This is a genomic window from Thermus thermophilus HB8 (assembly GCF_000091545.1).
GTDB lineage: Bacteria > Deinococcota > Deinococci > Deinococcales > Thermaceae > Thermus > Thermus thermophilus.
This window is the reverse complement of record NC_006461.1, coordinates 594,404-614,567: the sequence shown is the minus strand read 5'-3', so window position 1 is coordinate 614,567 and position 20,164 is coordinate 594,404. Positions and strand designations below refer to the sequence as shown.

Annotated in this window: 24 protein-coding genes and 3 tRNA genes; 17 read left to right on the top strand and 10 right to left on the bottom strand. The window is 67.3% G+C overall.

The annotated features are described in order from the left end of the window. Nucleotides 1-5: 5 nt before the first annotated feature. From TTH_RS03370 to TTH_RS03340, 7 genes are read left to right on the top strand one after another with little or no spacing between them, the layout of a single operon-like run. Complete coding sequence (locus tag TTH_RS03370) at nt 6-1,058, top strand: glycosyltransferase family 4 protein (RefSeq protein ID WP_164926037.1); 1,053 nt, start codon at nt 6-8, stop codon at nt 1,056-1,058. Continuing rightward, entirely contained in the window at nt 1,055-2,260 is a 1,206-nt protein-coding gene (locus TTH_RS03365; protein ID WP_011228091.1) for a hypothetical protein, read from the top strand. The genes TTH_RS03370 and TTH_RS03365 overlap by 4 nt, the downstream gene beginning before the upstream one ends. Further along, nucleotides 2,229-3,323 (top strand): glycosyltransferase family 4 protein, encoded by a 1,095-nt coding sequence (locus TTH_RS03360; RefSeq protein WP_011228090.1) that lies wholly within the window; start codon nt 2,229-2,231, stop codon nt 3,321-3,323. The genes TTH_RS03365 and TTH_RS03360 overlap by 32 nt, the downstream gene beginning before the upstream one ends. Before the next feature lie 42 nt (nt 3,324-3,365). Continuing rightward, a complete protein-coding gene (locus tag TTH_RS03355) occupies nt 3,366-4,607 on the top strand; it encodes a sugar transferase (RefSeq protein WP_011228089.1) in 1,242 nt (413 codons plus the stop codon). A 12-nt stretch (nt 4,608-4,619) separates the two neighbouring features. Continuing rightward, nucleotides 4,620-6,509, top strand: coding sequence for a Wzz/FepE/Etk N-terminal domain-containing protein (locus tag TTH_RS03350; RefSeq protein ID WP_011228088.1), 1,890 nt, complete (start codon nt 4,620-4,622; stop codon nt 6,507-6,509). Beyond that, nucleotides 6,506-6,919 carry a HEPN domain-containing protein gene (locus tag TTH_RS03345; RefSeq protein ID WP_008632023.1) on the top strand — a complete coding sequence of 138 codons (414 nt, stop codon included), beginning with the start codon at nt 6,506-6,508 and terminating at the stop codon, nt 6,917-6,919. The genes TTH_RS03350 and TTH_RS03345 overlap by 4 nt, the downstream gene beginning before the upstream one ends. Further along, the gene (locus TTH_RS03340) at nt 6,879-7,205 is read left to right on the top strand and encodes a nucleotidyltransferase domain-containing protein (protein WP_011228087.1); all 327 of its coding nucleotides are present in this window, start codon (nt 6,879-6,881) and stop codon (nt 7,203-7,205) included. Before TTH_RS03345 ends, TTH_RS03340 begins: the two co-directional genes overlap by 41 nt. On the opposite strand, the gene TTH_RS03335 is transcribed toward TTH_RS03340, so the two are convergent. The 5 genes from TTH_RS03335 to TTH_RS03315 are packed head-to-tail and all read right to left on the bottom strand — an operon-like array spanning nt 7,202 to nt 10,703. Continuing rightward, nucleotides 7,202-7,426, bottom strand: coding sequence for a hypothetical protein (locus TTH_RS03335; protein WP_011228086.1), 225 nt, complete (start codon nt 7,424-7,426; stop codon nt 7,202-7,204). The genes TTH_RS03340 and TTH_RS03335 overlap by 4 nt on opposite strands. Beyond that, nucleotides 7,426-8,649, bottom strand: coding sequence for a vWA domain-containing protein (locus TTH_RS03330; protein ID WP_011228085.1), 1,224 nt, complete (start codon nt 8,647-8,649; stop codon nt 7,426-7,428). Before TTH_RS03330 ends, TTH_RS03335 begins: the two co-directional genes overlap by 1 nt. Further along, the gene (locus TTH_RS03325; protein ID WP_164926036.1) at nt 8,646-9,032 is read right to left on the bottom strand and encodes an HI0074 family nucleotidyltransferase substrate-binding subunit; all 387 of its coding nucleotides are present in this window, start codon (nt 9,030-9,032) and stop codon (nt 8,646-8,648) included. The genes TTH_RS03330 and TTH_RS03325 overlap by 4 nt, the downstream gene beginning before the upstream one ends. Then, nucleotides 9,017-9,319 (bottom strand): nucleotidyltransferase family protein, encoded by a 303-nt coding sequence (locus TTH_RS03320; protein WP_011172720.1) that lies wholly within the window; start codon nt 9,317-9,319, stop codon nt 9,017-9,019. The genes TTH_RS03325 and TTH_RS03320 overlap by 16 nt, the downstream gene beginning before the upstream one ends. Further along, entirely contained in the window at nt 9,309-10,703 is a 1,395-nt protein-coding gene (locus TTH_RS03315) for a sigma 54-interacting transcriptional regulator (RefSeq protein ID WP_011228083.1), read from the bottom strand. The genes TTH_RS03320 and TTH_RS03315 overlap by 11 nt, the downstream gene beginning before the upstream one ends. A 73-nt stretch (nt 10,704-10,776) precedes the next feature. On the opposite strand from TTH_RS03315, the gene TTH_RS03310 reads away from it, so the two are divergent. The 5 genes from TTH_RS03310 to TTH_RS03290 are packed head-to-tail and all read left to right on the top strand — an operon-like array spanning nt 10,777 to nt 14,436. After that, nucleotides 10,777-11,160 carry a HEPN domain-containing protein gene (locus TTH_RS03310; RefSeq protein ID WP_011172718.1) on the top strand — a complete coding sequence of 128 codons (384 nt, stop codon included), beginning with the start codon at nt 10,777-10,779 and terminating at the stop codon, nt 11,158-11,160. Then, nucleotides 11,157-11,525 (top strand): nucleotidyltransferase domain-containing protein, encoded by a 369-nt coding sequence (locus TTH_RS03305; protein ID WP_011228082.1) that lies wholly within the window; start codon nt 11,157-11,159, stop codon nt 11,523-11,525. Before TTH_RS03310 ends, TTH_RS03305 begins: the two co-directional genes overlap by 4 nt. A gap of 10 nt (nt 11,526-11,535) precedes the next feature. Next, the gene (gene hslV, locus TTH_RS03300; RefSeq protein WP_011228081.1) at nt 11,536-12,102 is read left to right on the top strand and encodes an ATP-dependent protease subunit HslV; all 567 of its coding nucleotides are present in this window, start codon (nt 11,536-11,538) and stop codon (nt 12,100-12,102) included. Further along, nucleotides 12,099-13,349, top strand: a complete 1,251-nt coding sequence (hslU, locus tag TTH_RS03295) for an ATP-dependent protease ATPase subunit HslU (RefSeq protein WP_011172715.1) — start codon at nt 12,099-12,101, stop codon at nt 13,347-13,349. The genes hslV and hslU overlap by 4 nt, the downstream gene beginning before the upstream one ends. Nucleotides 13,350-13,368: 19 nt before the next feature. Continuing rightward, nucleotides 13,369-14,436, top strand: coding sequence for a tetratricopeptide repeat protein (locus tag TTH_RS03290; protein ID WP_011228080.1), 1,068 nt, complete (start codon nt 13,369-13,371; stop codon nt 14,434-14,436). On the opposite strand, the gene tatA is transcribed toward TTH_RS03290, so the two are convergent. Then, on the bottom strand, nt 14,433-14,594 hold the full coding sequence (gene tatA, locus TTH_RS03285; RefSeq protein WP_011172713.1) for a twin-arginine translocase TatA/TatE family subunit: 162 nt from the start codon (nt 14,592-14,594) through the stop codon (nt 14,433-14,435). The genes TTH_RS03290 and tatA overlap by 4 nt on opposite strands. Before the next feature lie 70 nt (nt 14,595-14,664). On the opposite strand from tatA, the gene TTH_RS03280 reads away from it, so the two are divergent. The 4 genes from TTH_RS03280 (at nt 14,665) to mscL (ending at nt 15,347) form a co-directional block, all read left to right on the top strand. Then, nucleotides 14,665-14,741: transfer RNA gene (locus tag TTH_RS03280), tRNA-Pro, on the top strand. Between the two features lies 1 nt (nt 14,742). Beyond that, a tRNA-Gly gene (locus TTH_RS03275) sits at nt 14,743-14,819 on the top strand. A gap of 35 nt (nt 14,820-14,854) precedes the next feature. Continuing rightward, nucleotides 14,855-14,930 (top strand) — tRNA-Arg (locus tag TTH_RS03270). Nucleotides 14,931-14,972: 42 nt separating this feature from the next. Continuing rightward, entirely contained in the window at nt 14,973-15,347 is a 375-nt protein-coding gene (gene mscL, locus TTH_RS03265) for a large conductance mechanosensitive channel protein MscL (RefSeq protein WP_011172712.1), read from the top strand. A 92-nt stretch (nt 15,348-15,439) separates the two neighbouring features. Here mscL and TTH_RS03260 read toward each other — a convergent pair whose 3' ends face one another. From TTH_RS03260 to TTH_RS03250, 3 genes are read right to left on the bottom strand one after another with little or no spacing between them, the layout of a single operon-like run. Further along, nucleotides 15,440-18,016, bottom strand: a complete 2,577-nt coding sequence (locus TTH_RS03260) for a phosphoenolpyruvate carboxylase (protein ID WP_011172711.1) — start codon at nt 18,014-18,016, stop codon at nt 15,440-15,442. After that, on the bottom strand, nt 18,013-18,771 hold the full coding sequence (locus TTH_RS03255; protein ID WP_011228079.1) for a TIGR00282 family metallophosphoesterase: 759 nt from the start codon (nt 18,769-18,771) through the stop codon (nt 18,013-18,015). The genes TTH_RS03260 and TTH_RS03255 overlap by 4 nt, the downstream gene beginning before the upstream one ends. 18 nt (nt 18,772-18,789) lie before the next feature. Continuing rightward, nucleotides 18,790-19,020 carry a hypothetical protein gene (locus TTH_RS03250; protein ID WP_164926034.1) on the bottom strand — a complete coding sequence of 77 codons (231 nt, stop codon included), beginning with the start codon at nt 19,018-19,020 and terminating at the stop codon, nt 18,790-18,792. Nucleotides 19,021-19,042: 22 nt separating this feature from the next. Here TTH_RS03250 and recO point away from each other — a divergent pair, with 22 nt between their 5' ends. Beyond that, nucleotides 19,043-19,708, top strand: a complete 666-nt coding sequence (gene recO, locus TTH_RS03245) for a DNA repair protein RecO (protein WP_164926033.1) — start codon at nt 19,043-19,045, stop codon at nt 19,706-19,708. Here the strand turns inward: recO and greA are convergent. Next, entirely contained in the window at nt 19,695-20,162 is a 468-nt protein-coding gene (gene greA, locus TTH_RS03240) for a transcription elongation factor GreA (protein ID WP_011172708.1), read from the bottom strand. The two genes, recO and greA, sit on opposite strands and share 14 nt — an antisense overlap. Between the last annotated feature and the right edge of the window lie 2 nt (nt 20,163-20,164).

Genomic DNA, 20,164 nt, shown 5'->3' with positions numbered 1-20,164 from the left:
CTCAGGTGAAAGTGGCGCTTCTAGCTTTCTCCGTCCGAGGAGCTATGGGCCAGTACTTGGAGGCGCTAGTACCTCCTTTGTCCCAACACCTTGACCTTTCCCTTTATGTTCCCGAGCATTTTGAGGGAAACGTCCCCGTTAAGGTCGTCCGCTTCCCTACCGGGGCATCCCGAGCCCAAGCCCTTAGGCGGTTTTTAGACCCGAGGCCCGCCCGCACCCTTTGGCAAAAAATTCTCACAGAGAAGCCCGACTGCCTCTATCTTTTCAACGGCGAAGGGTACCCATGGGCGCTCTGGCTAGCCAGGTGGGCTAAGAAAGAGGGTGTCCCGCTCTTCCTCACCCTTCATGACCCTGATCCCCATCCGGGGAACCCCTGGGAAGCCGCCAACGCCCTCCTGCGCCGCTGGGTTGTGCCTTTGGCCACAAGCGTACACGTACACTCTCAGGTGTTTGTGGATAAAGCCCGGAAGCTCGGAGCCCGACACGTCGTAGTGATCCCTCACGGGAGTTTTGCCGACCGCTTCCTTCGGCACGCCAAACCGGGTGTCCAACGCGAAGAAGACCTTGTCCTTTTCTTCGGTCGCCTCGAGGCCTACAAGGGAATAGACATTCTTGTCAAGGCCATTTTAGCCTTGGAAGGGCGCAGAAGAGCCCTAATCGCGGGGCCGGGGCAGGTACCCCGTATTCTAAGAAGGGCAATGAGAGAGCACCCTTCATGGTTTGAGGTTCATAACCGCTACGTACCCGATGAGGAAGCCGCCCTCTTTTTCCAAAGGGCATCGGTTCTCGTCCTTCCCTACCGGCAGGCTACACAGTCTTCCTTGCCCCTCATCGGGGCCGCTTTTGGGCTCGCTGTAGTGGCTTCGGCCGTAGGTGCCTTCGTGGAAGACGTGCCCCGCGTAGGGGGTATACTAGTACCCCCAAATAATCCTCAGACCCTGGCACAGGTACTTGCAATTGCAAAACCTAAGGAAAGGAGCTACCACAACCCGGACCTAACGTTCCAGCTTTTGGCCAGGCAATTTGTGGCATGGCTTGAAGGGGGTCTCCGAAGGTGACCTTAGGCGAGAAAAGCTCGGCTTATATCAAGGTTGCGCCAATATCGCTTGCTTTGCTTTGGGCAACCTTTGCCTTCCTCGTGAAAACAGTCATAGCCACAGGCCTGCACCTGTACTCGTTAGTAAGCGGATTTGAGGGATTTTATCCCCTAGCCTCGGGGGCAGACGATCGCTTTTATCATTGGGCTGCCGTTTCCCTAGTCCAATCAGGGACCCCAGAAAATCTTCCGAACGCCTATCCTTATCTCCTCGCTTGGATTTACCAATTCGTGGGACCGTCCTTGATGTGGGGGAAAATCGTCAATGTCCTTTTAAGCTCAATTGCAGTCTACTATGGGGTGCTCCTGGCCTACGAGCTTTCCAGGGCAAAGGCCAGGTTGTGGCGGCTTTCCTCCGCTCCAAACCTGGCGGGCCTTCTTCTCGTCGCCTATCCTTCGGGTTTGTTTTATGGTGGCCAGCTCCTCAAGGATCCGGCAGTCTTGGCTTTGGGGATGGCCTCTCTTTACTGGTCTGCAAAACTACTTTGGAAACCCCGCTTAAGGGAAACTATTTTCCTCGTCATAGGGCTGGTAGGGCTTTACCAGTTTAGAGGATATGCATCTGTAGCCTTGCTGGGAGCACTTTCGGTATATGCCCTTACCCAAATCTGGCGGAGGCCACTCTACGTTGCTCTCGTAGCTTTAATCGCCGTTTTAGTTCCAATTGCTCTTGGATGGGGGCCTCTGGGTTTGAAGTACCTAGCTCCCCTTCTCAATCCCGAGAAGATCTCACACATTAGAGAAGAAGTTTATTCTATTGGAGGGAGTGCCGTAGACATTTCTTTGGATTTCTCCAATCCGATAGCTTTCCTGATAAGCTATGCGTACAGCTTCGCCACAGTTCTATTAGGGCCCCTGCCTTGGCAAGTCAAGAGTCCTATCGTGGCTATCGCCTTAGTTGAGGCTGTTCCTATGTGGTTTCTTTTAGCAACGGTTTGGCTACGCAACTCTTTTCGGTGCGCTGATCGAAGGGCAACTTTTTTGGTAATCTTTGTCTTAATTTACATCGGTGGTCTAGCTCTGATCAGTGACAATATTGGGGCCAACACTCGTTTGCGACTCCTACCGTGGTCCACTCTGCTTGTTTGGATAGCTCTCCAGCTAGAAATCCAGCTAGAAAGAAGGAGAAAGCATGCGCCTCCTCTACCTCATCACTCGCGCTGAACCCGGGGGAGCCCAGGTCCACCTCCTGGAACTCCTCCGAGGCTTCCGGGACCGGGCGGAGCTCCACCTGGGGGTGGGGGAGGACCAAGACGGCTTCCTGGTGGAGGAAGCCCGCGCCCTGGGGGTGAGGGTCCACCTCCTTAGGCACCTCGTGCAGCCCGTGCGCCCTGTAAAGGACTTTCTCGGCCTCTTTGAAGTAATGGCTCTCATCCGGAAAGTCCGGCCCCACCTCCTCCACGCCCACTCCTCCAAGGCGGGCTTCCTGGGGCGCCTGGCGGGGCGGGTCCTGGGGGTGAAGAGCGTCTTCACGGCCCACGGGTGGGCCTTCACCGACGGGGTTCCAGAAGGAAGAAAGAGGCTCGCCCTCGCCATGGAGCGCCTGGCGGGGCGGCTTGGGGACCTGGTCCTCGCCGTCTCCGAGTACGACAGGGCCCTCGCCCTTCGCCACAAGGCGGTGCCCCCGGAGAGGATCCGGGTGGTGCATAACGGGGTCCCCGATACCCCCTTCCGCGCAGACCCCAGGAAGGAACCGCCAAGGCTCGCCATGGTGGCCCGCTTCGCCCCTCAAAAGGACCACGCCCTCCTTCTAAAGGCCCTCTCGGGCCTAAAGGAGCTTCCCTGGAGCCTGGACCTGGTGGGGGAGGGGCCCCTCCTTCCCCAAGCTAAGGCCCTAGCCGAGGCCCTGGGGCTTGGCGAAAGGGTCCGCTTCCTAGGAAAGCGGCTGGACGTGGACCGGGTTCTGGCGGAGGCCCAGGTCTTCGTCCTCGCCACGAACTGGGAGGGGCTTCCCCTTTCCGTACTCGAGGCCATGCGGGCCGGGCTTCCCGTGGTGGCCACGGGCATGGGCGGGGTGGGAGAGGCGGTGGTGGAGGGAAAGACGGGGTTCCTGGTAGGGCGGGGGGACGAGGAAGCCCTAAGAGCGAGGCTGAGAACCCTCCTCCTCTCCCCGGAACTCCGGGCCCGGCTGGGGGAAGCGGGGAGGAGGCGCTACGAGGAGGCCTTCACTCTAGATGGCATGCTCGCCCGGGTGTGGGCGGCCTACGAGGAGGTGCTCCGCCTATAGGGAAGCCCATTTGCACGCCTCCCTCATTCCCCTCCTGGTAGGATGAAGGCCATGGGTGCGTTGGAGCTCCGGTTGCCCTACCGCACCGTTAAAGCCCGCCCTTTCCCGGGCCTCGCCGTGGGGCTTAGCCTCCTTCCCTCCCTGACGGCCGCCCTTCTGGTCTTCGGCCCCCCGCCTTGGCGGGGGGAGGTGGGGGTGCTCGTGGGGCTTACCCTCCTCGCCCACCTCCTCGCCTTCTTCGCTACAGACCGCATGGCCCGCTACCCCGGGCGGGAGGCCTGGGGGCTTGCCGCCTTCAACCTTCTCCTCTTCACCCTCCTCCTCCTCGCCGTCCTCGCCCTGGGGCGGCTCTACTACTCCCGGGCCTTCCTCCTCCTCGCCACCTCCCTCGCCTTCCCCCTCCTCCTCCTCTACCTCCACCACCTGCCCCCCGTCCGCCTCGCCCTCCTTCCCGGGGGGCTCGCGGACCGACTCAGGGGCATCGCCAAAGGGGTGAGGCCCATCGAGGACCTGGAGGAGGCCGAGGGAGTGGTGGCGGACCTTCACCATCTGGACCCGAGGGCCCTTCCCCTCCTCGCCGAGGCCTCCCTGAGGGGGCTTCCCATCCTCCACGCCGCCCTAGTGTACGAGGGGTACACGGGCCGGGTTCCCCTGGAGGGGAGCTATGGGGAAGGGCTTCTCGTCCTCTCCGAGGGGAACCGGGGGCTTTACCCCTACTTCAAACGGCCCTTTGAGGTGGGCCTTGTCCTCCTCTTCGCCCCCCTCATCCTCCTCCTCGGGCTTTTGGTGGCCCTTCTCGTCTACCTGGACCTGGGGCGGCCCGTCCTCTTCGCCCAGGAACGGATGGGCCTCGGGGGGAGGCCCTTCAAGGCCTACAAGTTTCGCACCATGCGGGGAGCCCCCAGGGAGGGGGTCTACGCGGGGGCGGAAGCAGACCGCATCACCCCCTTGGGGAAGCTCTTGCGAAAGCTCCGCTTAGACGAGTTGCCCCAGCTCTGGAACGTCCTTCGCGGCGAGATGGCCCTGGTAGGCCCCAGGCCCGAGCAAAAGGTGCTGGCGGAGAAATATGCCGAGGAAATTCCCTCCTATATGCTACGCCACGTCGTCCGTCCCGGTCTCACCGGATGGGCCCAGGTGCACCACGGCTACGCGGAGGGTTTAGAGGGAACCATAGAAAAGCTCAGCTATGATCTCTACTACGTGAAGCACTGTTCCTTTTGGTTAGACCTAAGGATCTTGGTACGCACCCTGTGGGTGATCCTCACTGGTTTTGGCGCAAAGTAACGGGAGGTCAATGTGGAAACCCCCAGCGAGGAGCTAACCCTAAGGGACATCCTGGAAATCCTCAAGCGCCAGAAGGCCTGGATCCTCACCCTCCCCCTCCTCTTCGGCGCGGTCGCCCTGATCTACGGCTTCTTCGTCGCCGAGCCCACCTACGCCTCCACCGCCACCTTGAGCGTGGCCCCGGTGCAGGTGCAGGCCCAGCTGGAGCAGCGGATCCAGGTGCAGCAGGCCACCCCCATCACCTTTGAGGGCCTGAAGGCCCTGGCCCTCTCCGAGGAGGCGGTGGGAGAGGTGTGGGAGGCGCTAAGGAAAGAGGGGAGGCTTCCCACCCGCTGGCAGGACCAGGGGAACCTCAGGGGCGTGGAGCGGATGCTCCGGGACCTCGAGGTGAAGGACATCTCCCCTAGGGTCCAGGCGGCGAACCCCAATCAGGTCCCCCCCATCGTCGCGAGCTTCACCGTGAAGGCCCCGGACCCCGAGGTGGCGGCCGAGGCGGCGAACCTCTGGGTGGAGGCGGTGAAGCGCAAGGTGAACGAGATCCCCCTGCAGCGCCTTAAGGCGAGCCTCGCGGCCCTCGAGGAGCAGCTACCCCCCGCGGAGAAGGCCTACCGGGAGGCCCAGGCGAGGTGGGAGGCCTTCCAGAAGACCACCACCCTCGCCCAGGACAAGGCGGAGCTGGAGGCCAAGACCGGGGAGCGGGTGAGCCTGGACCAGGAGCTCTCCGGCCTGGAGCGGGACCTGGCGGCGGTGCGGGGGCGGATCGCCGCCTTGGAGAAGGAGGCGGCCCGCCAGGCCCAGCTCGTGTCCCTGAACACAAGCCCGGAAAGCCTCGCCATCATCGGCAAGCGCCTCCAGGAGGCCCAGGCCGCCCTGAAGCAGGAGACGGAGAAGGCCAGGCAGGCCTACCTGGCGGCGGCCAAGGCCCTGGAGGCCTTCAAGGAAAGGGAGCGCATCGCCGAGTGGCAAGGCGAGCTAAACCAGCTCTCTAGGCGTTTGGCAGAGATCGGGGTGCGGCTGGCCCAGATCGCCACCGAGCGGGCCTCTAAAGAAGCTGCCCTGAAGGGGCTGGAGGGGGCCCTTGCCGAGGAACCCAAGGTATTGGACGTAATGCGCGAAGTGGTGGCCGATCCCGTGGTCGCTGCGGCGGTGGCGAAAGGAGACCTGGAAGCCCTTGCAGGGCTAAAGCTCCGGGTGCAGGAGGTGAACCCCGCCTACGCCCCCCTGTTGACCCAAGCCGTGAGTCTGCGCAGCCAAATCCAGGGCCTGGAAGCCGAGGCGCAGGCGTTGCTGAAGGAGCAAGAGGCGATCTCCCAACGTATCACGTCTTTAAGGCAACTTCTAGCCGCCCAGGAGCGGGAAAAGGAGGCCATCACCCTGGAGTACAACACCAAGAAGGCCGCCTACGAGGCCTTCCGCGCCCGGTACGACCAGATCGCGAACCTCTCGGGGGCAGACCTCGCCTTTGACAACCCCAACCCCGAGTACCAGCGCCTGCGCTCGGCGCTCATAGACGCCCAGGCGGAGGAGGCGAGGCTTCTTGCCAGGAAGGCGGCCCTCGAGGCCCGCATCGCCCAGGTGGACGCCCGCATCAACGTCCTCAAGGACCGGGTGGCCCGGGCCCAGGTGGAGCAGGACACCCTGAGCCAGGCCCTGGAGCTCGCCAAGAACGCCTACCTGGCCCTGGCCCAGAAGCGCACGGACCTGGGAATCCAGATCGCCAGCAGCCAGGAAGCCTGGGCCTCCATCCTGGCCCCCGCCTACCCCGTCTACGAGAAGGTGGCGCCCAGGCGGGGCCTCCTCTTCGCCCTGGCGGTGGCCTTGGGCCTGATGCTCGGGGTGATGGCCGCCTTCGTGGCCGAGGCCCTAAGGCCCCAAGAGGCCCCCTCTGGGGGAAGCGCATGAACCGGGCGCGCGACTGGATGCGGCAAGCCGAGCGGGACCTTGAGCACGCCCAAAAGAGCCTGGAGCTTGGCCACTGGGAATGGGCTTGCTTCGCCGCCCATCAGGCGGCGGAGAAAGCCCTCAAAGCGGTTTATTTCGCCTTGGGGGCCGAGGCCTTCGGCCACGCGCTCACCCACCTCTTGGCCGGTCTTCACGAACGGCTCAACTTGACCCCCGAGCTCAGGCGCTGCGCCCTGGTGCTGGATAGGCTCTACATCCCCACGCGCTATCCGGACAGCTGGGAGGCGGGTGCCCCTCTGGACTACTATGGAGAGGAGGAGGCTCGGGATGCGCTCCTTTGTGCAGGAGAAATCCTACGGTTCGGTCAAAGTGTTCTGGCTGGACCGGGAGAGACTTCTTCAGGCCCTTGAAGAAAAGGCGGCCGAGCTCCTCGCCACCTTCCCCGAGGTCCTCGCCGTGGTCCTCTTCGGCTCCTTGGCCCGGGGAGAGGCGACGCCGCGGAGCGACGCCGACCTCCTCCTCCTCGTGGGGGAGGCTCCCCCCTTCCTGGAGCGCCCCGGGCGTTACCTTCCCCTTTTCGCCGATCTGGGTTTTCCCGTGGACCTTTTCGTCTACACCCCGAAGGAGGCCGAGGCCAATCCCCTGGCCCGGCGAGCCCTGGCGGAGGGCCGGGTGCTCGCCGAGCGGAAGGGCTAGGGGCGGGCCACCTCCTCCAGCCTCCTCTCCGCCTCCTCCATGTACCGGTCCCAGGGGATGAGGGCGTAGCCCCCCTCCCTCCGGGCGGCGTAGTAGGGAAGGTCCAGGGAGAGGGGGGGCCGCACCTCGAGGTGTTCCCGCACCAGGGCGGGAAGGGACTTTGGGTAGACCCTGGGCCTCCGCAGGCGCTCCAGGAGAAGGCTTAGCCTCAAGGGGCGCATCAGTTCCTCCGCACCTTCTTGTTGAGGAAGTCCAGGAGGAGGTACTTGCCGATGTTCCTGGGGCTCGTGAGGTAGGCCTTGCCCCGGGTGATCTGGGAAAGCTTCTTCACGAAGGCGAGGAGTTCGGGCTCCCGGGCGAGCATGAAGGTGTGGATGGGGATCCCTTCGCGCCTCGCCAGGGTGGCCTCCTTGAGGGTCTCGGCGAGGATCAGGGGGTCCAGGCCCCAGGCGTTTTTGTAGATCTCCCCGCTCGGCAGGGTTAAGGCCGAGGGCTTGCCGTCGGTGATGAGGATGATCTGCTTCATCTCCCCGCCCATCTTCCTGAGGAGGGTCCGGGCGAGCTCCAGGCCCGCCTTGGTGTTGGTGTGGTAGGGCCCCACCTGCACCAGGGGGAGCTTGGCCAGGGGGATTTCCTCGGCGGTGTCGTGGAAGAGGACGAAGCGGACCCGGTCCCCGGGGTACTGGGTGCGGATGAGGTGGGCGAGGGCGAGGGCCACCTTCTTCGCCGGGGTGAAGCGGTCCTCCCCGTAGAGGATCATGGAGTGGGAGCAGTCCAGGAGGACCACGGTGCTCATGCTGGCGGTGTACTCGGCAAGGTCTATGACCAGATCCTCGTGGGAAAGGCGCTCCAGCCCCTTGGCCATGGCCTTCTTGAGGGTCTCGGGGACGTTGAGCTCCAGGGGGTCCCCCCACTCCCAGGGCTTGGTCTCCCCCGTCTTCTCCACCCCGGGGGCGTGGTGGGGGGTGGGGTGGAGGCCCGGGGGGTTGCGGCCCAGGGCCCCGAGGAGCTCCCGGAGGCTCTTCAGGCCCAGGAAGTCCGAGGCCTTCTCCGTGAGCTCAAAGCGGGCCTCCCCCGCCTCCCCCCGGTAGCCGCCCTGGGCGGGGTCCGTGGGGTCCTCCCCGGGAAGGCGGAGGTAGCCCGCCTCCTGGAGCTTCCGGATCATCCCCTGGATGGCCTGGTAGAGCCTCGTCTCCTCCTTTCGGTCGGCGAAGCGGGCCTCGCGGAGCCAGTCCTCGGGGACGAGCTCGTTCTTGAGGAGGGCCTGGAGGAGGGCGTCGTAGAGGTCCTCGAGGGTGGGGGCGCGGTCGGGGTCCGGGTCGTAGCGCTGGAAGGGGTCGGAAAACCCCGAGTCCAGGAGGAAGTCCTCTAGGAGGCTTAGGATCTCCTCGGGGGAAAGCTCCTCCAGGCCTCCCTCGTAGCGGCTATAGCGGATGGCCTTCATCTTCGCAACCTCCCCAAAACCTGCTCCATGAGCCTGGCGTAGTCCGGAAGCCGCCGGAAGATGGCCCGGGCCAGGGGCTCGTTGTAGGTGTGGACCGTGAGGCTGCGGTCGTCCACCATGCCCAAGGCCAGGCGGGCTTCCTCGTCCCTGAGTAGACCCACCTCCCGGGCCAGGCGGATAACTCCCTTGGGGCTTGCCCCCTCGAGGCCCTCCTTTTCCCGCAGGTAAGCCTGGAGGGCCTTCCAGAAGGCCTCAAAGGTGTACTCAAAGCGCTGGATGGCGGCGTCCCGCTCCACGGGGCTCGGGTCTTCCAAGAAGGCCAGCTCCTTCAGCGTGGCCAGGGCCTTCTCCGCCACCTGGATGCGTTCTAGAACTCGGCCCAAAGCACCCCCTCCCTAAGCACCCGCTCCCGGAAGGCAGGCTCGGCCTCGGCAAGGTCCACGAGGTCCACCCGCCGCACCACGGGGGCCTCCTCCAGGGCCTCCCGGAGGAGGGGCATGAGGTCCTTAAGGGGTACGGGGGAGAGGAGGGCGAGGTCCAGGTCGGAGGCTTGCCTCCCCTCCCCCCGGGCGAAGGAGCCGAAGAGAAAGAGCCTCGTCCCCGTGCCCTCGAGGTAGGGCCTCAGGGCCCTTAGGACCGCCTCCTTGTCCCGGTCCAGGCTAGTTGCCATAGCTCCTCGGGCGCTCCGCCGCCTGGTAGGTCGCCTCGCCCCGGGAGAGCTTCCTTCGGCCCACCAGGCCTTCCAGGACGAACTCCCCGGCGGAAAGCAAAACCTCAGGGGCTTCCCCCTCGGCCAGGGCCCTCGCCGCCTCCAGAAGCCCCGGGACCCCGGCCATGGCCTTAAGGGCCTCCTCCACGTCCCCCTCGGGCAGGGTGAGGAGGTTTCCCTCCTCAAAGTGGGCCACGATGGGCTCGGTCCTTAAGCGGTAGCGGGGGAGGACCAGGCCGAAGGCCCGCTGCACGATCTCCCGCGCCACCCTCTCCGCCCCCTGGAGCTCCCCCTCGTACTCCAATTCCAGCTTCCCGGTGATGGCGGGAAGCCCCTGGTAGAGGTCCAAAGGCCTCGCCACGGGCCTTCCCCCGTGGAGGAGGGCGCGGCGCTCGGCGCTTGCCGCCACCACCTCCAAAAGGCTGATGGCGAGGCGCTGGGAGACCCCCGCCGTCTGGTCCACGCGGCGGTCCTCCCGGGCGACGAAGGCCACGGCCTCCACGGAAAGCCTCACCCACTCCGGGACCAGGACCCCCTCCGGCACGTAGGCCTCCTGGGCGCTGATCCGGGCCCCCTCCTCCAAGGAGCGGGGGTAGTGGGTGCGGATCTCGCTCCCGATCCGGTCCTTGAGGGGGGTCACGATGCGGCCCCGGGCGGTGTAGTCCTGGGGGTTGGCGGTGAAGACGAGCCAGACGTCCAGGGGAAGCCGGAGGGGGTAGCCCCGGATCTGGACGTCCCCTTCCTCGAGGATGTTGAAGAGGGCCACCTGCACCTTGGGGGCGAGGTCGGCGAGCTCGTTCACGGCGAAGATCCCCCGGTTCGCCCGGGGCAGGAGGCCGTAGTGGATGCTCTCCAGGTCCGCCATCCCCGTGCCCCGCCTGGCCGCCTTGATGGGGTCCATGTCCCCGAGGAGGTCGGCCACGGTGGTGTCGGGGGTGGCGAGCTTCTCCACGTACCGGTCCTCCCGGGAAAGCCAGACGATGGGGGCGTCGTCCCCGGCCTCCTCCAGGAGGCGCTTTCCCTCGGGGGAGATGGGGTGGAGGGGGTTGTCGCGAAGCTCCGTGGCGAGGGCGGGAACCTCCTCGTCCAGGAGGCTCGTGAGGCTTCGCAGGATCCGGCTTTTCGCCTGGCCCCGGGTGCCGAGGAGGATGAAGTTCTGCTTGGCGAGGATGGCCTGGACCAGGGCGGGGATCACCGTGTCCTCGTAGCCGTGGATGCCGGGGAAAAGCCTCTCCCCGCGCCTGAGCTTCTCCCGGAGGTTCTCCCTGGCCTCGTCCTTCACGGTGCGGCGGAGCTTCTCCAGGGGGTAGGTGCGCCTGAGTTCGCCTAGGGTCTTGGCCTTCACCCTTACCAGTCTAGGGGAAGGGATAGGCGGGGTGTGTGCCGTGGGTTCCCCTGGAGCGTGGGATAATAAGGGGGTGAACCGGGCCCGGGACTGGCTGGAGCAGGCGAGGCACAACCTGCGCCACGCCCAGGGAAGCTTGGGCCTAGGCGACTACGCCTGGGCCTGCTTCGCCGCGCAACAGGCCGCCGAGGCCGCCCTCAAGGGGCTTCATCTGGCCCGGGGCCAGGTGGCCTGGGGTCACTCCATCCTGGACCTCCTGGCCGACCTTCCCGAGGATGTGGACGTGCCCGAGGACCTGGTGGAGGCCGCCAAGGTCTTGGACAAGTACTACATCCCCACCCGCTACCCGGACGCCCACCCGGCGGGCCCCGCCGCCCGGCACTACACCCGCCTCGAGGCGGAGGAGGCCCTGGACCTAGCCCAAAAGATCCTGGCCTTCGTGGAGGAAAAGCTTTGACCCGCGTCTTCCGCTTTGACCCGAAGGCCCGCCTTAAGGAGGTGGCCGAGGCGGCAAGGGCCCTGGGGGAGCGCCCCGAGGTCCTCGCCGTGGTCCTCTTCGGCTCCCTGGCCCGGGGGGAGGCCACCGCCTTCAGCGACGCCGACCTCCTCGTCCTCCTCCGGGACACCCCTCTTCCCTTTCCCGAAAGGCTCGTGCGCTACCGCCCGGAAGGGGTGCGCCGGGTGGAGGTCTTCCCCTACACCCTGAGCGAGGCCGTGGAGGGCCTCAAGGGGGGGTTCGGCGTGGTCCCGGCCGCCCTCCGGGAAGGGAAGCTCCTCTTTGAGCGGGAGGGGGCCTGGGAGGCCCTACGCCGCCTAGCCTAACGCCCTTCTCATGCCCCGAGGGTATCTTGGCGGCGTGGAGATTCACGGCACCACCATCCTCGCCGTCCGCAAGGACGGGGTCACCGCCCTCGCCGGGGACGGCCAGGTCACCTTCGGCCAGACCGTGCTCAAGCGGGGGGCGGTGAAGGTGCGGAAGCTGGAGGTGGGGGAAGGCGTCCTCGTGGGGTTCGCCGGGGGCGTGGCCGACGCCCTGGCCCTCCTGGAGCGCTTTGAGGAACGGCTCAAGGAGGCCAAGGGGAACCTCCTGAAGGGGGCGGTGGAGACGGCCAAGCTCTGGCGCACCGACCGGGTCCTCCGCCACCTCCAGGCCATGATCGTGGCCGCGGACCGGGAGAGCATGGTCCTCCTCTCGGGAAGCGGGGAGGTGATCACCCCGGAGGAGCCCCTCCTCGCGGTGGGAAGCGGGGGGCCTTATGCCCTCGCCGCCGCCAAGGCCCTTTACCGGCACACGGGGCTTTCCGCCAAGGAGATCGCCACGGAGGCCCTAAGGATCGCCGCCGAGGTGGACCTCTACACCTCGGGCCAGGTGACCGTCCTCACTTTGGGGGAAGCATGAACCTGACGCCCGCCGAGATCGTCCGGGAGCTCTCCAAGCACATCGTGGGCCAGGAGGCGGCCAAGCGCGCGGTGGCCGTGGCCTTAAGGAACCGCTACCGCCGCAAGAAGCTTCCCCCGGAGATCGCCCGGGAGGTCACCCCCAAGAACATCCTCATGATCGGGCCCACGGGGGTGGGAAAGACCGAGATCGCCCGCCGCCTCGCCCGCCTCGCCGGGGCCCCCTTCGTGAAGGTGGAGGCCACCAAGTTCACCGAGGTGGGGTACGTGGGCCGGGACGTGGACTCCATCGTCCGCGACCTGGCGGAGGCGAGCTACCAGCTCGTGCTGGAGGAGATGAAGAAGAAGGTGGAGGAAAAGGCCCTGGCCCTCGCCGAGGAGGAGCTCGCCACCCTGCTCCGCACCTCGGTGGCCGAGGTCCGCTCGGGCCGCCTGGACGGCCACTTTGTGGAGGTCCAGGTGGAGGAGGAGGTCGCCCTCCCCTTCATGGGGGTCCTGGGGGGCGAGGCCTTCGGGGGCATGGGGGAGATGCTCAAAGGCCTCCTTCCCCGGCGCCCGGTCCGCCGCCGCATGACCGTGAGGGAGGCCCGGGAGGTGCTGAAGAACCAGCACGCCGAGCGCCTTATAGACAAGGAGGAGCTCAAGGAGGAGGCGAGGCGCCGCGCCCAGGAGGAGGGCATCGTCTTCATTGACGAGATTGACAAGGTGGCGCGGAGGGAGGGGACCGTGGGCCCCGACGTCTCCGGGGAAGGGGTGCAGCGGGACCTCCTCCCCATCGTGGAGGGGACGGTGGTCTCCACGAGGATCGGCCCCATCTCCACGGAGCACGTCCTCTTCATCGCCGCCGGGGCCTTCCACGTGGCCAAGCCCTCGGACCTGATCCCCGAGCTCCAGGGGCGGTTTCCCATCAGGGTGGAGCTTTCCCCCTTGGGCCCCGAGGAGTTCTACCGCATCCTCAAGGAGCCGGAGAACTCCCTCATCCGCCAGTACACGGAGCTCCTCAAGGCGGACGGCACCGAGCTCGTCTTTGAGGACGAGGCCCTTTGGGCCATCGCGCAGGCGGCCCACCGGGCGAACCAAGAGCTCGAGGACATCGGGGCGAGGCGGCTCGCCACCGTTTTGGAGAAGGTGCTGGAGGAGGTGAGCTTCCAGACGGACCTCGGCCGGGTGGAGATCACCCGGGCCTACGTGGAGAAGCGGCTAGAGGCGGTCTTCGCCTCCCCGGACCTCACCCGCTTCGTGCTGTGAAGGCTGTGAAGGAGGAAGGATGCGCTGGCTGTTGGTGGTCGCAGGACTTCTCGCCGCCGGGGGGCTGGCCCAGACGCCGCCTCCCCCCGCGGCCCAGACGGCGGAACAGAACCCCTTAAGGCTCGGGGTCCAGCTCTACGCCCTGGGGCGGTACGACGCGGCCCTCACCCTCTTTGAGCGGGCCCTAAAGGAGAACCCCCAGGACCCCGAGGCCCTCTACTGGCTCGCCCGGACCCAGCTCAAGCTCGGGCTCGTGAACCCCGCCCTGGAGAACGGCAAGACCCTCGTGGCCCGCACCCCCCGCTACCTGGGGGGCTACATGGTCCTCTCCGAGGCCTACGTGGCCCTTTACCGGCAGGCGGAGGACCGGGAGCGGGGCAAGGGCTACCTGGAGCAGGCCCTCTCCGTCCTCAAGGACGCCGAGCGGGTCAACCCCCGCTACGCTCCCCTCCACCTGCAACGGGGCCTGGTCTACGCCCTCCTGGGCGAGCGGGACAAGGCGGAGGCCTCCCTCAAACAGGCCCTGGCCCTCGAGGACACCCCCGAGATCCGCTCCGCCCTGGCGGAGCTCTACCTCTCCATGGGCCGCCTGGACGAGGCCCTGGCCCAGTACGCCAAGGCCCTGGAGCAGGCCCCCAAGGACCTAGACCTGCGGGTGCGGTACGCCTCCGCCCTCCTCCTCAAGGGGAAGGCGGAGGAGGCGGCCCGGGTGTTGGAGGAGGGGCACCGGATCAAGCCCTTGAACGCCGAGGGCTGGTACACCCTGGGCCAGGCCTACCTCGCCCTGGGGCGGACCAAGGAGGCGGGGGTGGCCCTGGAAAACGCCGTGGCCCTCGCCCCCCTGCGCTTCCCCGCCGCCTACTACTACCTGGGGCAGGTCTACCTGGCCCTCGGGGACTACCCGAAGGCGAAAAGCCGCCTCACGGTGGCGGTGCGCCTCGAGCCCAAGCGGGCGGAGTACCGCTACAGCCTCTGCCTGGCGAACGAGAAGCTCGGGGACAAGGAGGGGGCCCGCTACCAGTGCCAGGAGGCCTTGAAGCTTAGGCCGGACTACAAGGAGGCCGAAGAGGTGCTGAAGCGCCTCTAAGCCTTGGGCTCCTCCTTCTTCTCCTCCTCCTGGATCCCCTTCCTAAACTCCCGGGCCGCCTGGCCGATGCCGCGGGCGAGCTCGGGAAGCTTCTTGGCGCCGAAGAGGAGGAGGACGATGAGAAGGATGAGGATGATCTCCATGGGTCCGAGGTTCATGACCCCATGCTACCACGCCTTGACCCGCCAGGCGGCAAGGGCTATGCTGACGGGTGGGCGGCCGAAGCCCCGGGGCGTAGCGCAGGCCGGTAGCGCACCTGCTTTGGGAGCAGGGGGTCGCCCGTTCAAATCGGGCCGCCCCGACCACGCGGGAGTAGCTCAGCTTGGTAGAGCATCGGCCTTCCAAGCCGAGGGTCGCGGGTTCGAATCCCGTCTCCCGCTCCAGCCTGGCCGGGGCTTTTAGCCCCGGCTCCCTGTTTGGGCCCGTAGCTCAGTGGACAGAGCAGCCGCCTTCTAAGCGGTAGGTCGGGGGTTCGAATCCCTCCGGGCCCGCCATTGTTATCTTGGAAATGGGTAGCCTTTCTTGTGGGGGGATTTATGTGGAGGGATTTGAAAGACTTCTTGATGCGGGGAAATGTGGTGGATCTGGCGGTGGCCGTGATCATCGGCACGGCCTTTAGCCAGGTGGTGAGCAGCCTGGTGGCGGACGTGATCACCCCTCTTATCGGCGCCCTGGGTGGGGTGCCGGATTTCTCCGGAATCAGGTTGGGACCCATCGCCCTGGGCAGGTTCTTGAACGCCCTGCTCAACTTCCTGATCGTGGGGACGACCGTCTACTTCCTGGTGGTGGTGCCCATGCGGGAAGCGCAAAAGCGCCTCCGGAAGCCGCCCCAGGAAACCCCTCCCCCGGAGCCTCCAGAGGAGATCCGGCTTCTTCGGGAGATCTTGGAAGAACTTAGAAAAAAGACCTGAGCCGGCCCCAGAAGAAAAACGGCAGGTACCCCAAACCGAGCTTCGGCTTGGAGCAGCCCCCAAGCCTTAGGCCGGCAACCCAGCAGACGTTTTCAACCCGCGTTCCTGAGGCCCGCCGCCACGCCCAGGATGGAGAGGAGAAGGGCCCGCCTCAGGGCCTCGTCCTCCTTGCCCCCGGGAGCCCGATAGCGGCGGAGAAGCTCCACCTGGACGATGTTGATGGGGTCCACGTAGGGGTTACGGAGCCGGATCTGCCGCTCCAGGGTCCTCTGGTTGTGGAGGAGGGGGGCCTGGAAGACGGCCTCCAAAAGGGCCACGGTGCGGGCGTGTTCCTCGGCGAGCCGGCGGTAGAAGAACCGCAGGGGCTCGGGGACCAGGCGCAGATAGAGGCGGGCCACCCCCATATCCGCCTTGGCGAGGGCCATGGCCGCGGCCTCCAGGGTGGAGGCGAAGAAGGGCCAGCCCCGGTACATCTCCCGGAGAAGGTCCAAAGGAAGCTCTTCCAGAGCGGAGAGGCCGTACCAGCCGGGCAGGAGAACCCGGACCTGGGTCCAGGCCATGACCCAAGGGATGGCCCGGAGGTCCCGGATGTCCCGCACCCGCCCCCGGCGGTACACGGGGCGGCTGGCGATGGGAAGCTCCCCGATCTCCCGGATGGGGGTGAAGGCCTCAAAGAAGTCAAAGAACCCCTCCTCCTGGAGGAGGGCGCGGTAGCGGCGGGTGCTCTCCTCCGCCGCCTGGGCCAGGGCCTCCCGCCAGCGCGCCTCGGGCTCCTGGCCGGGGCCCAGGGCCGCCAGGGCGAAGTGGTACAGCATCTGCTCCAGGTGGCGCACGGCGAGGTCGGGGTGGCTGTACCGGTCCGCCAGGGCCTCCCCCTGCTCCGTGAGGCGGATCCTCCGCCCCACGCTCCGGGGCGGGAGGCTCGCGATGGCCCGGCCCGCGGGGCCCCCACCCCTCGCCGTGGAGGTCCCCCGGCCGTGGAAGAAGTAGACGGGAAGCCCCACCTCCTCCCCCACCCGGCTTAAGGCCTCCTGGGCCTCGTAGAGGGCGAGGTTGGCCATGAGGAAGCCCGCGTCCTTGTTGGAGTCGGAGTAGCCGATCATCACCTCCACCCCGCCCCGCCCCCGGGCGTGGGCCAGGAAGACGGGGTTCTCCAAAAGGCGGCGGAGCACCCCGGGGGCCCGCCTCAGGTCCTCCAGGGTCTCAAAGAGGGGGACCACGTCAAAGGGCAGGGGCCGGCCGGGGCGGTAGAGCCCCACCTCCCGGGCGAGGAGGAAGACGGCGAGGAGGTCCTCCGGGTGATGGGTCATGGAGACCACGTGGGCCCCCTTGTCCCGCCAGGCCTTCAGGGCCCCCAGGGCCACCCTTAGGGCCTCCCCCTCCGGGGCCTCCCCCACGGGGAGGAGGGGGCGGGCGGTCTTGAGCTCCTCGGTGAGGAGGCGCTCCCGCTCCTCCTGGGGAAGGGCGAGGAAGTCGGGGTGGACCCCGCCCACCCGGAGGAGCTCGGCCGCGGCCTCGAGGAGCCTCCCCGACTCCTCCCTGAGGTCCAGGGGGGCGAGCTCCAGGCCGAAGGCGGAAAGGCGGGCCTCCAAGGGGTCCAAGAAGGCCTCCGCCACCCGGCCAAGCCCCACCTCCCTAAGCCCCCGCTCCGCCGCCTTCAGGGCGGCGAGAAGCCCTTCCGTGGTGGCCTCCTCCCGCTCCAAGGCCCGGTACAGGGCGGCGAAGTAGCGGCGGTAGGGCTCCCCCATGAAGCGCTCCACCCCCTCTCCCCTCTCCCGCACCTCCCGGGGGACGGGAACGCGGGCCTCGGCCAGGGAGAGGTCGCGCACGAGGTCCTCGAGGGCCTCCAGAAACCGCCTCCGGGCCACCTCCCGGGCGTAGCGCCCGGCGAAGGCGGTGACCTCGGGGGTGACGAAGGGGTTGCCGTCCCGGTCGCCGCCGATCCAGCTCCTAAAGCGCACGGGGCTTTTCAGGCGGGGCCTTCGCCCGTAGACCCTCTCCAGGGCGGCCTCGAGGCCCGCCACCACCCGGGGCACGGCCTCCCACAGGGTGGTGGGCAGGTAGTAAAGCCCCCCCTTGATCTCGTCCTCCACCGTGGGGCGGGCCTTGCGCACCTCCTCCGTGCCGTAGAGGAGGGCCACCCGGGCGGCGAGCCTTTCCCTATCCCCCGCCTCCAGCTCCCTCTGCAGGGCCTCGAGGTGGTGGCGCAGGGTGCGGCGCCGGGTCTCCGTGGGGTGGGCGGTGAAGGTGAGGAGGAGCTCCAGGCGGTTCAGGTGGGCCTCGGCCTCCTCCAGGGAAAGCCCCCGCTCCTTAAGCGCCTTGGCCAGGGCCAGGAAGCCCTCGGGCCTGGGGCTTTCCAGGGTCTCGGCCTGGGCCCTTAGGCGGTTCACCCGCACCCGGTGCCGCTCCTCCGCCAGGTTCACCAGGTGGAAGTAGTGGGTGAAGGCCCGCACCAAGGCCTCGGCCTCCTCGGTGGAAAGCCCCTCCACCCGGGCCAGAAGCGCCTCTCCCGCCGCCTCGTCCCCCTGGCGGCGGGCCTTGGCGAGGGCCCGCACCTCCTCCACCAGGGCGAAGAAGCGCTCCCCGGAGAGGGTCCGGATGGCCTCCCCGAGGAGGCGGCCGAGGAGGTCCACCTCGGCCTTAAGGAGGGCGAAGGGGTCCTGGCTCACGGCTCCTCCCAGACGTAGGGGCTTATGGCCACGGGCCTCCCCCCTTCAAAGACGAGCTCCGTGGCGTGGAAGCGGGCCTTGCCTTGGGCGGCGCGGAAGGGCTGGGGGCGGCCCGTGAGGAAGCGGGCGAGGAAGGTCTCCACCTCCCCCCCGATGATGGAGTGGTAGGTCCCGGTCATGCCCACGTCGGTCTGGTAGAGGGTGCCCTTGGGCAGGCGGGTGGCGTCCAGGGTGGGGACGTGGGTGTGGGTGCCGAGGACCGCGCTGGCCCTGCCGTCCAGGTAGTGGGCCAGGGCCATCTTCTCGCTCGTGGCCTCGGCGTGCACCTCCACCAGGACGTAGTCCGCCTTCTCCTCCTCCAGGAGGCGGTCTAGGGCGCGGAAGGGGTCGTCCAGGGGGTCCATGAAGATCCGGCCCATCACCTGGACGAAGAGGAGGCTCTCCCCGCCCACCTCCAGCCGCCAAAACCCCTTGCCCGGGGTCCCCGGCGGGTAGTTGAGGGGGCGCACCACGGGCTCGGACTCCAGGAGGGCGTAGACCTCCTTGTGGTCCCAGGCGTGGTTCCCCAAGGAGACGAGGTCCACCCCGGCCTCGCGCAGGAGGCGGTAGCTCCGCCGGTCCAAGCCCTTGCCCCGGGCGGCGTTTTCCCCGTTGGCGATGACCAGGTCGTAGCGGTCGCGGATGTCCGGGAGGTGGAGGCCCACCGCCCGGAGGCCCGGCTCGGCCATCACGTCCCCGATGAAGAGAACCCGCATGGGAGGCTTGCTTACGGCTTAGGCCTGCCGCCGCTGGAGGAGGTAGACGACCCCGTACCCGATGGCCGCCAGGATGAGGACGGGCACGGCGTACTTGAGGAGGAGGAGGATCAGGTCGGAGAGGGCGAGGAGGACCTTGCCCAGGAAGGTGAAGATCCACCCCCCGAGCCAGAAGGCGAGGAGCACCCCCACGACCACCAAAAGCCCCAGCACCACCCACTCCAGGATGTCCCTCAGCGTCCGCTCCATGGCTCCAGCATACACTGGAAAGGTGGAACGCTACCGGCTGGAAGAGGGCATCGTGGTGGGCCGGAAGCCCCTGCCCCAGGGGGACCTCCTCCTCCGCCTGGTGACGCCCCGGGGGAGCCTCGAGGCGGTGGTCCGGAAGGGGCAGAGGCCCACGGGGCGTACGGGGAGGCTCTCCCTCTTCCACCACGTGCGCTTCCAGCTCTACGCCAAGGGGGAGGGCCTGCCCACCCTGACCCAGGCGGAGCTTTTGGGCAGGCTCCACGGCCTGGAGGCGCCCCGCCGCTTCCTCCTCGCCGCCTTCCTCGCCGAGCTCGCCTACCGCCTGGCCTCCCCCGAGGCCGCCCCCAGGATCTACCCCCTTCTGGTCTCGGGCCTCCGGGGGATCGCCAAGCACGAGGACCCCCTCCTTCCCCTGGTCTGGGCGGGCTGGCGGGTGGCCAAGGCGGGGGGGATCGGGCCCAACCTGGAAGGGGAGGGCCTCCGCCTGAAGAGGGGGAGGCTCGGGGAGGAGGGGGTCTACCTGGGGCGGGAGGGGGTGGAGGCCTTAAAGGCCACCCTCCGCCTCCCCGGGGCCCAGGCCCTTCCCCACCTGGAAGGGGCCCCCTTAAACCGGCTCTTCCTGGCGCTCAAGGCCCACGCGGAGGAGGCCCTGGGGCCCTTGCGCTCGGCCGAGGCTATAGGGGTTTGATCTCCAGGATGGTGTAGACCTGGGCGCCCTTCTTGCCCCGGATCTCCACCACGTCCCCCACCTTCTTGCCGAGGAGGGCCTGGCCCAGGGGGGACTCGTCGGAGATCTTGCCGCTGAAGATGTCCGCCTCGTGGCTGCCCACGATGGCCAGGGAAAGCCGCTCCCCGGTCTCGGTCTCCAGCTCCACCTGGCAGCCTAAGGCCACTTGGTCAAAGGAGCCGTTCTCCACGATGACCGCCCGGGAGAGGAGGTCCTCCAGCTGGGCGATCCGGGCCTCGTTCTGCCACATGGCCCGCCGGGCCTCGTCGTAGCCCGCGTTCTCCCTAAGGTCCCCCTCCTCCAGGGCCTGCTCAAAGTCGGCGGAGATCTCCTGGCGCTTCACCGTCTTCAGGTGGTTGAGCTCCTCCTGAAGGCGCCGGTAGCCTTCCGGGGTCAGGTAGACGGGCTTCTTCATGG

Bases quoted from the DNA above. Each gene is read 5' to 3' on its own strand.
- TTH_RS03320 (WP_011172720.1), bottom strand. From the start codon at position 9,319: ATGGCAACTAGCCTGGACCGGGACAAGGAGGCGGTCCTAAGGGCCCTG.
- TTH_RS03250 (WP_164926034.1), bottom strand. From the start codon at position 19,020: ATGGAGCGGACGCTGAGGGACATCCTGGAGTGGGTGGTGCTGGGGCTT.
- mscL (WP_011172712.1), top strand. From the start codon at position 14,973: ATGTGGAGGGATTTGAAAGACTTCTTGATGCGGGGAAATGTGGTGGAT.
- TTH_RS03255 (WP_011228079.1), bottom strand. From the start codon at position 18,771: ATGCGGGTTCTCTTCATCGGGGACGTGATGGCCGAGCCGGGCCTCCGG.
- TTH_RS03360 (WP_011228090.1), top strand. From the start codon at position 2,229: ATGCGCCTCCTCTACCTCATCACTCGCGCTGAACCCGGGGGAGCCCAG.
- TTH_RS03330 (WP_011228085.1), bottom strand. From the start codon at position 8,649: ATGAAGGCCATCCGCTATAGCCGCTACGAGGGAGGCCTGGAGGAGCTT.
- TTH_RS03345 (WP_008632023.1), top strand. From the start codon at position 6,506: ATGAACCGGGCGCGCGACTGGATGCGGCAAGCCGAGCGGGACCTTGAG.
- hslV (WP_011228081.1), top strand. From the start codon at position 11,536: ATGCCCCGAGGGTATCTTGGCGGCGTGGAGATTCACGGCACCACCATC.
- greA (WP_011172708.1), bottom strand. From the start codon at position 20,162: ATGAAGAAGCCCGTCTACCTGACCCCGGAAGGCTACCGGCGCCTTCAG.
- hslU (WP_011172715.1), top strand. From the start codon at position 12,099: ATGAACCTGACGCCCGCCGAGATCGTCCGGGAGCTCTCCAAGCACATC.
- TTH_RS03355 (WP_011228089.1), top strand. From the start codon at position 3,366: ATGAAGGCCATGGGTGCGTTGGAGCTCCGGTTGCCCTACCGCACCGTT.
- TTH_RS03335 (WP_011228086.1), bottom strand. From the start codon at position 7,426: ATGCGCCCCTTGAGGCTAAGCCTTCTCCTGGAGCGCCTGCGGAGGCCC.
- TTH_RS03290 (WP_011228080.1), top strand. From the start codon at position 13,369: ATGCGCTGGCTGTTGGTGGTCGCAGGACTTCTCGCCGCCGGGGGGCTG.
- tatA (WP_011172713.1), bottom strand. From the start codon at position 14,594: ATGAACCTCGGACCCATGGAGATCATCCTCATCCTTCTCATCGTCCTC.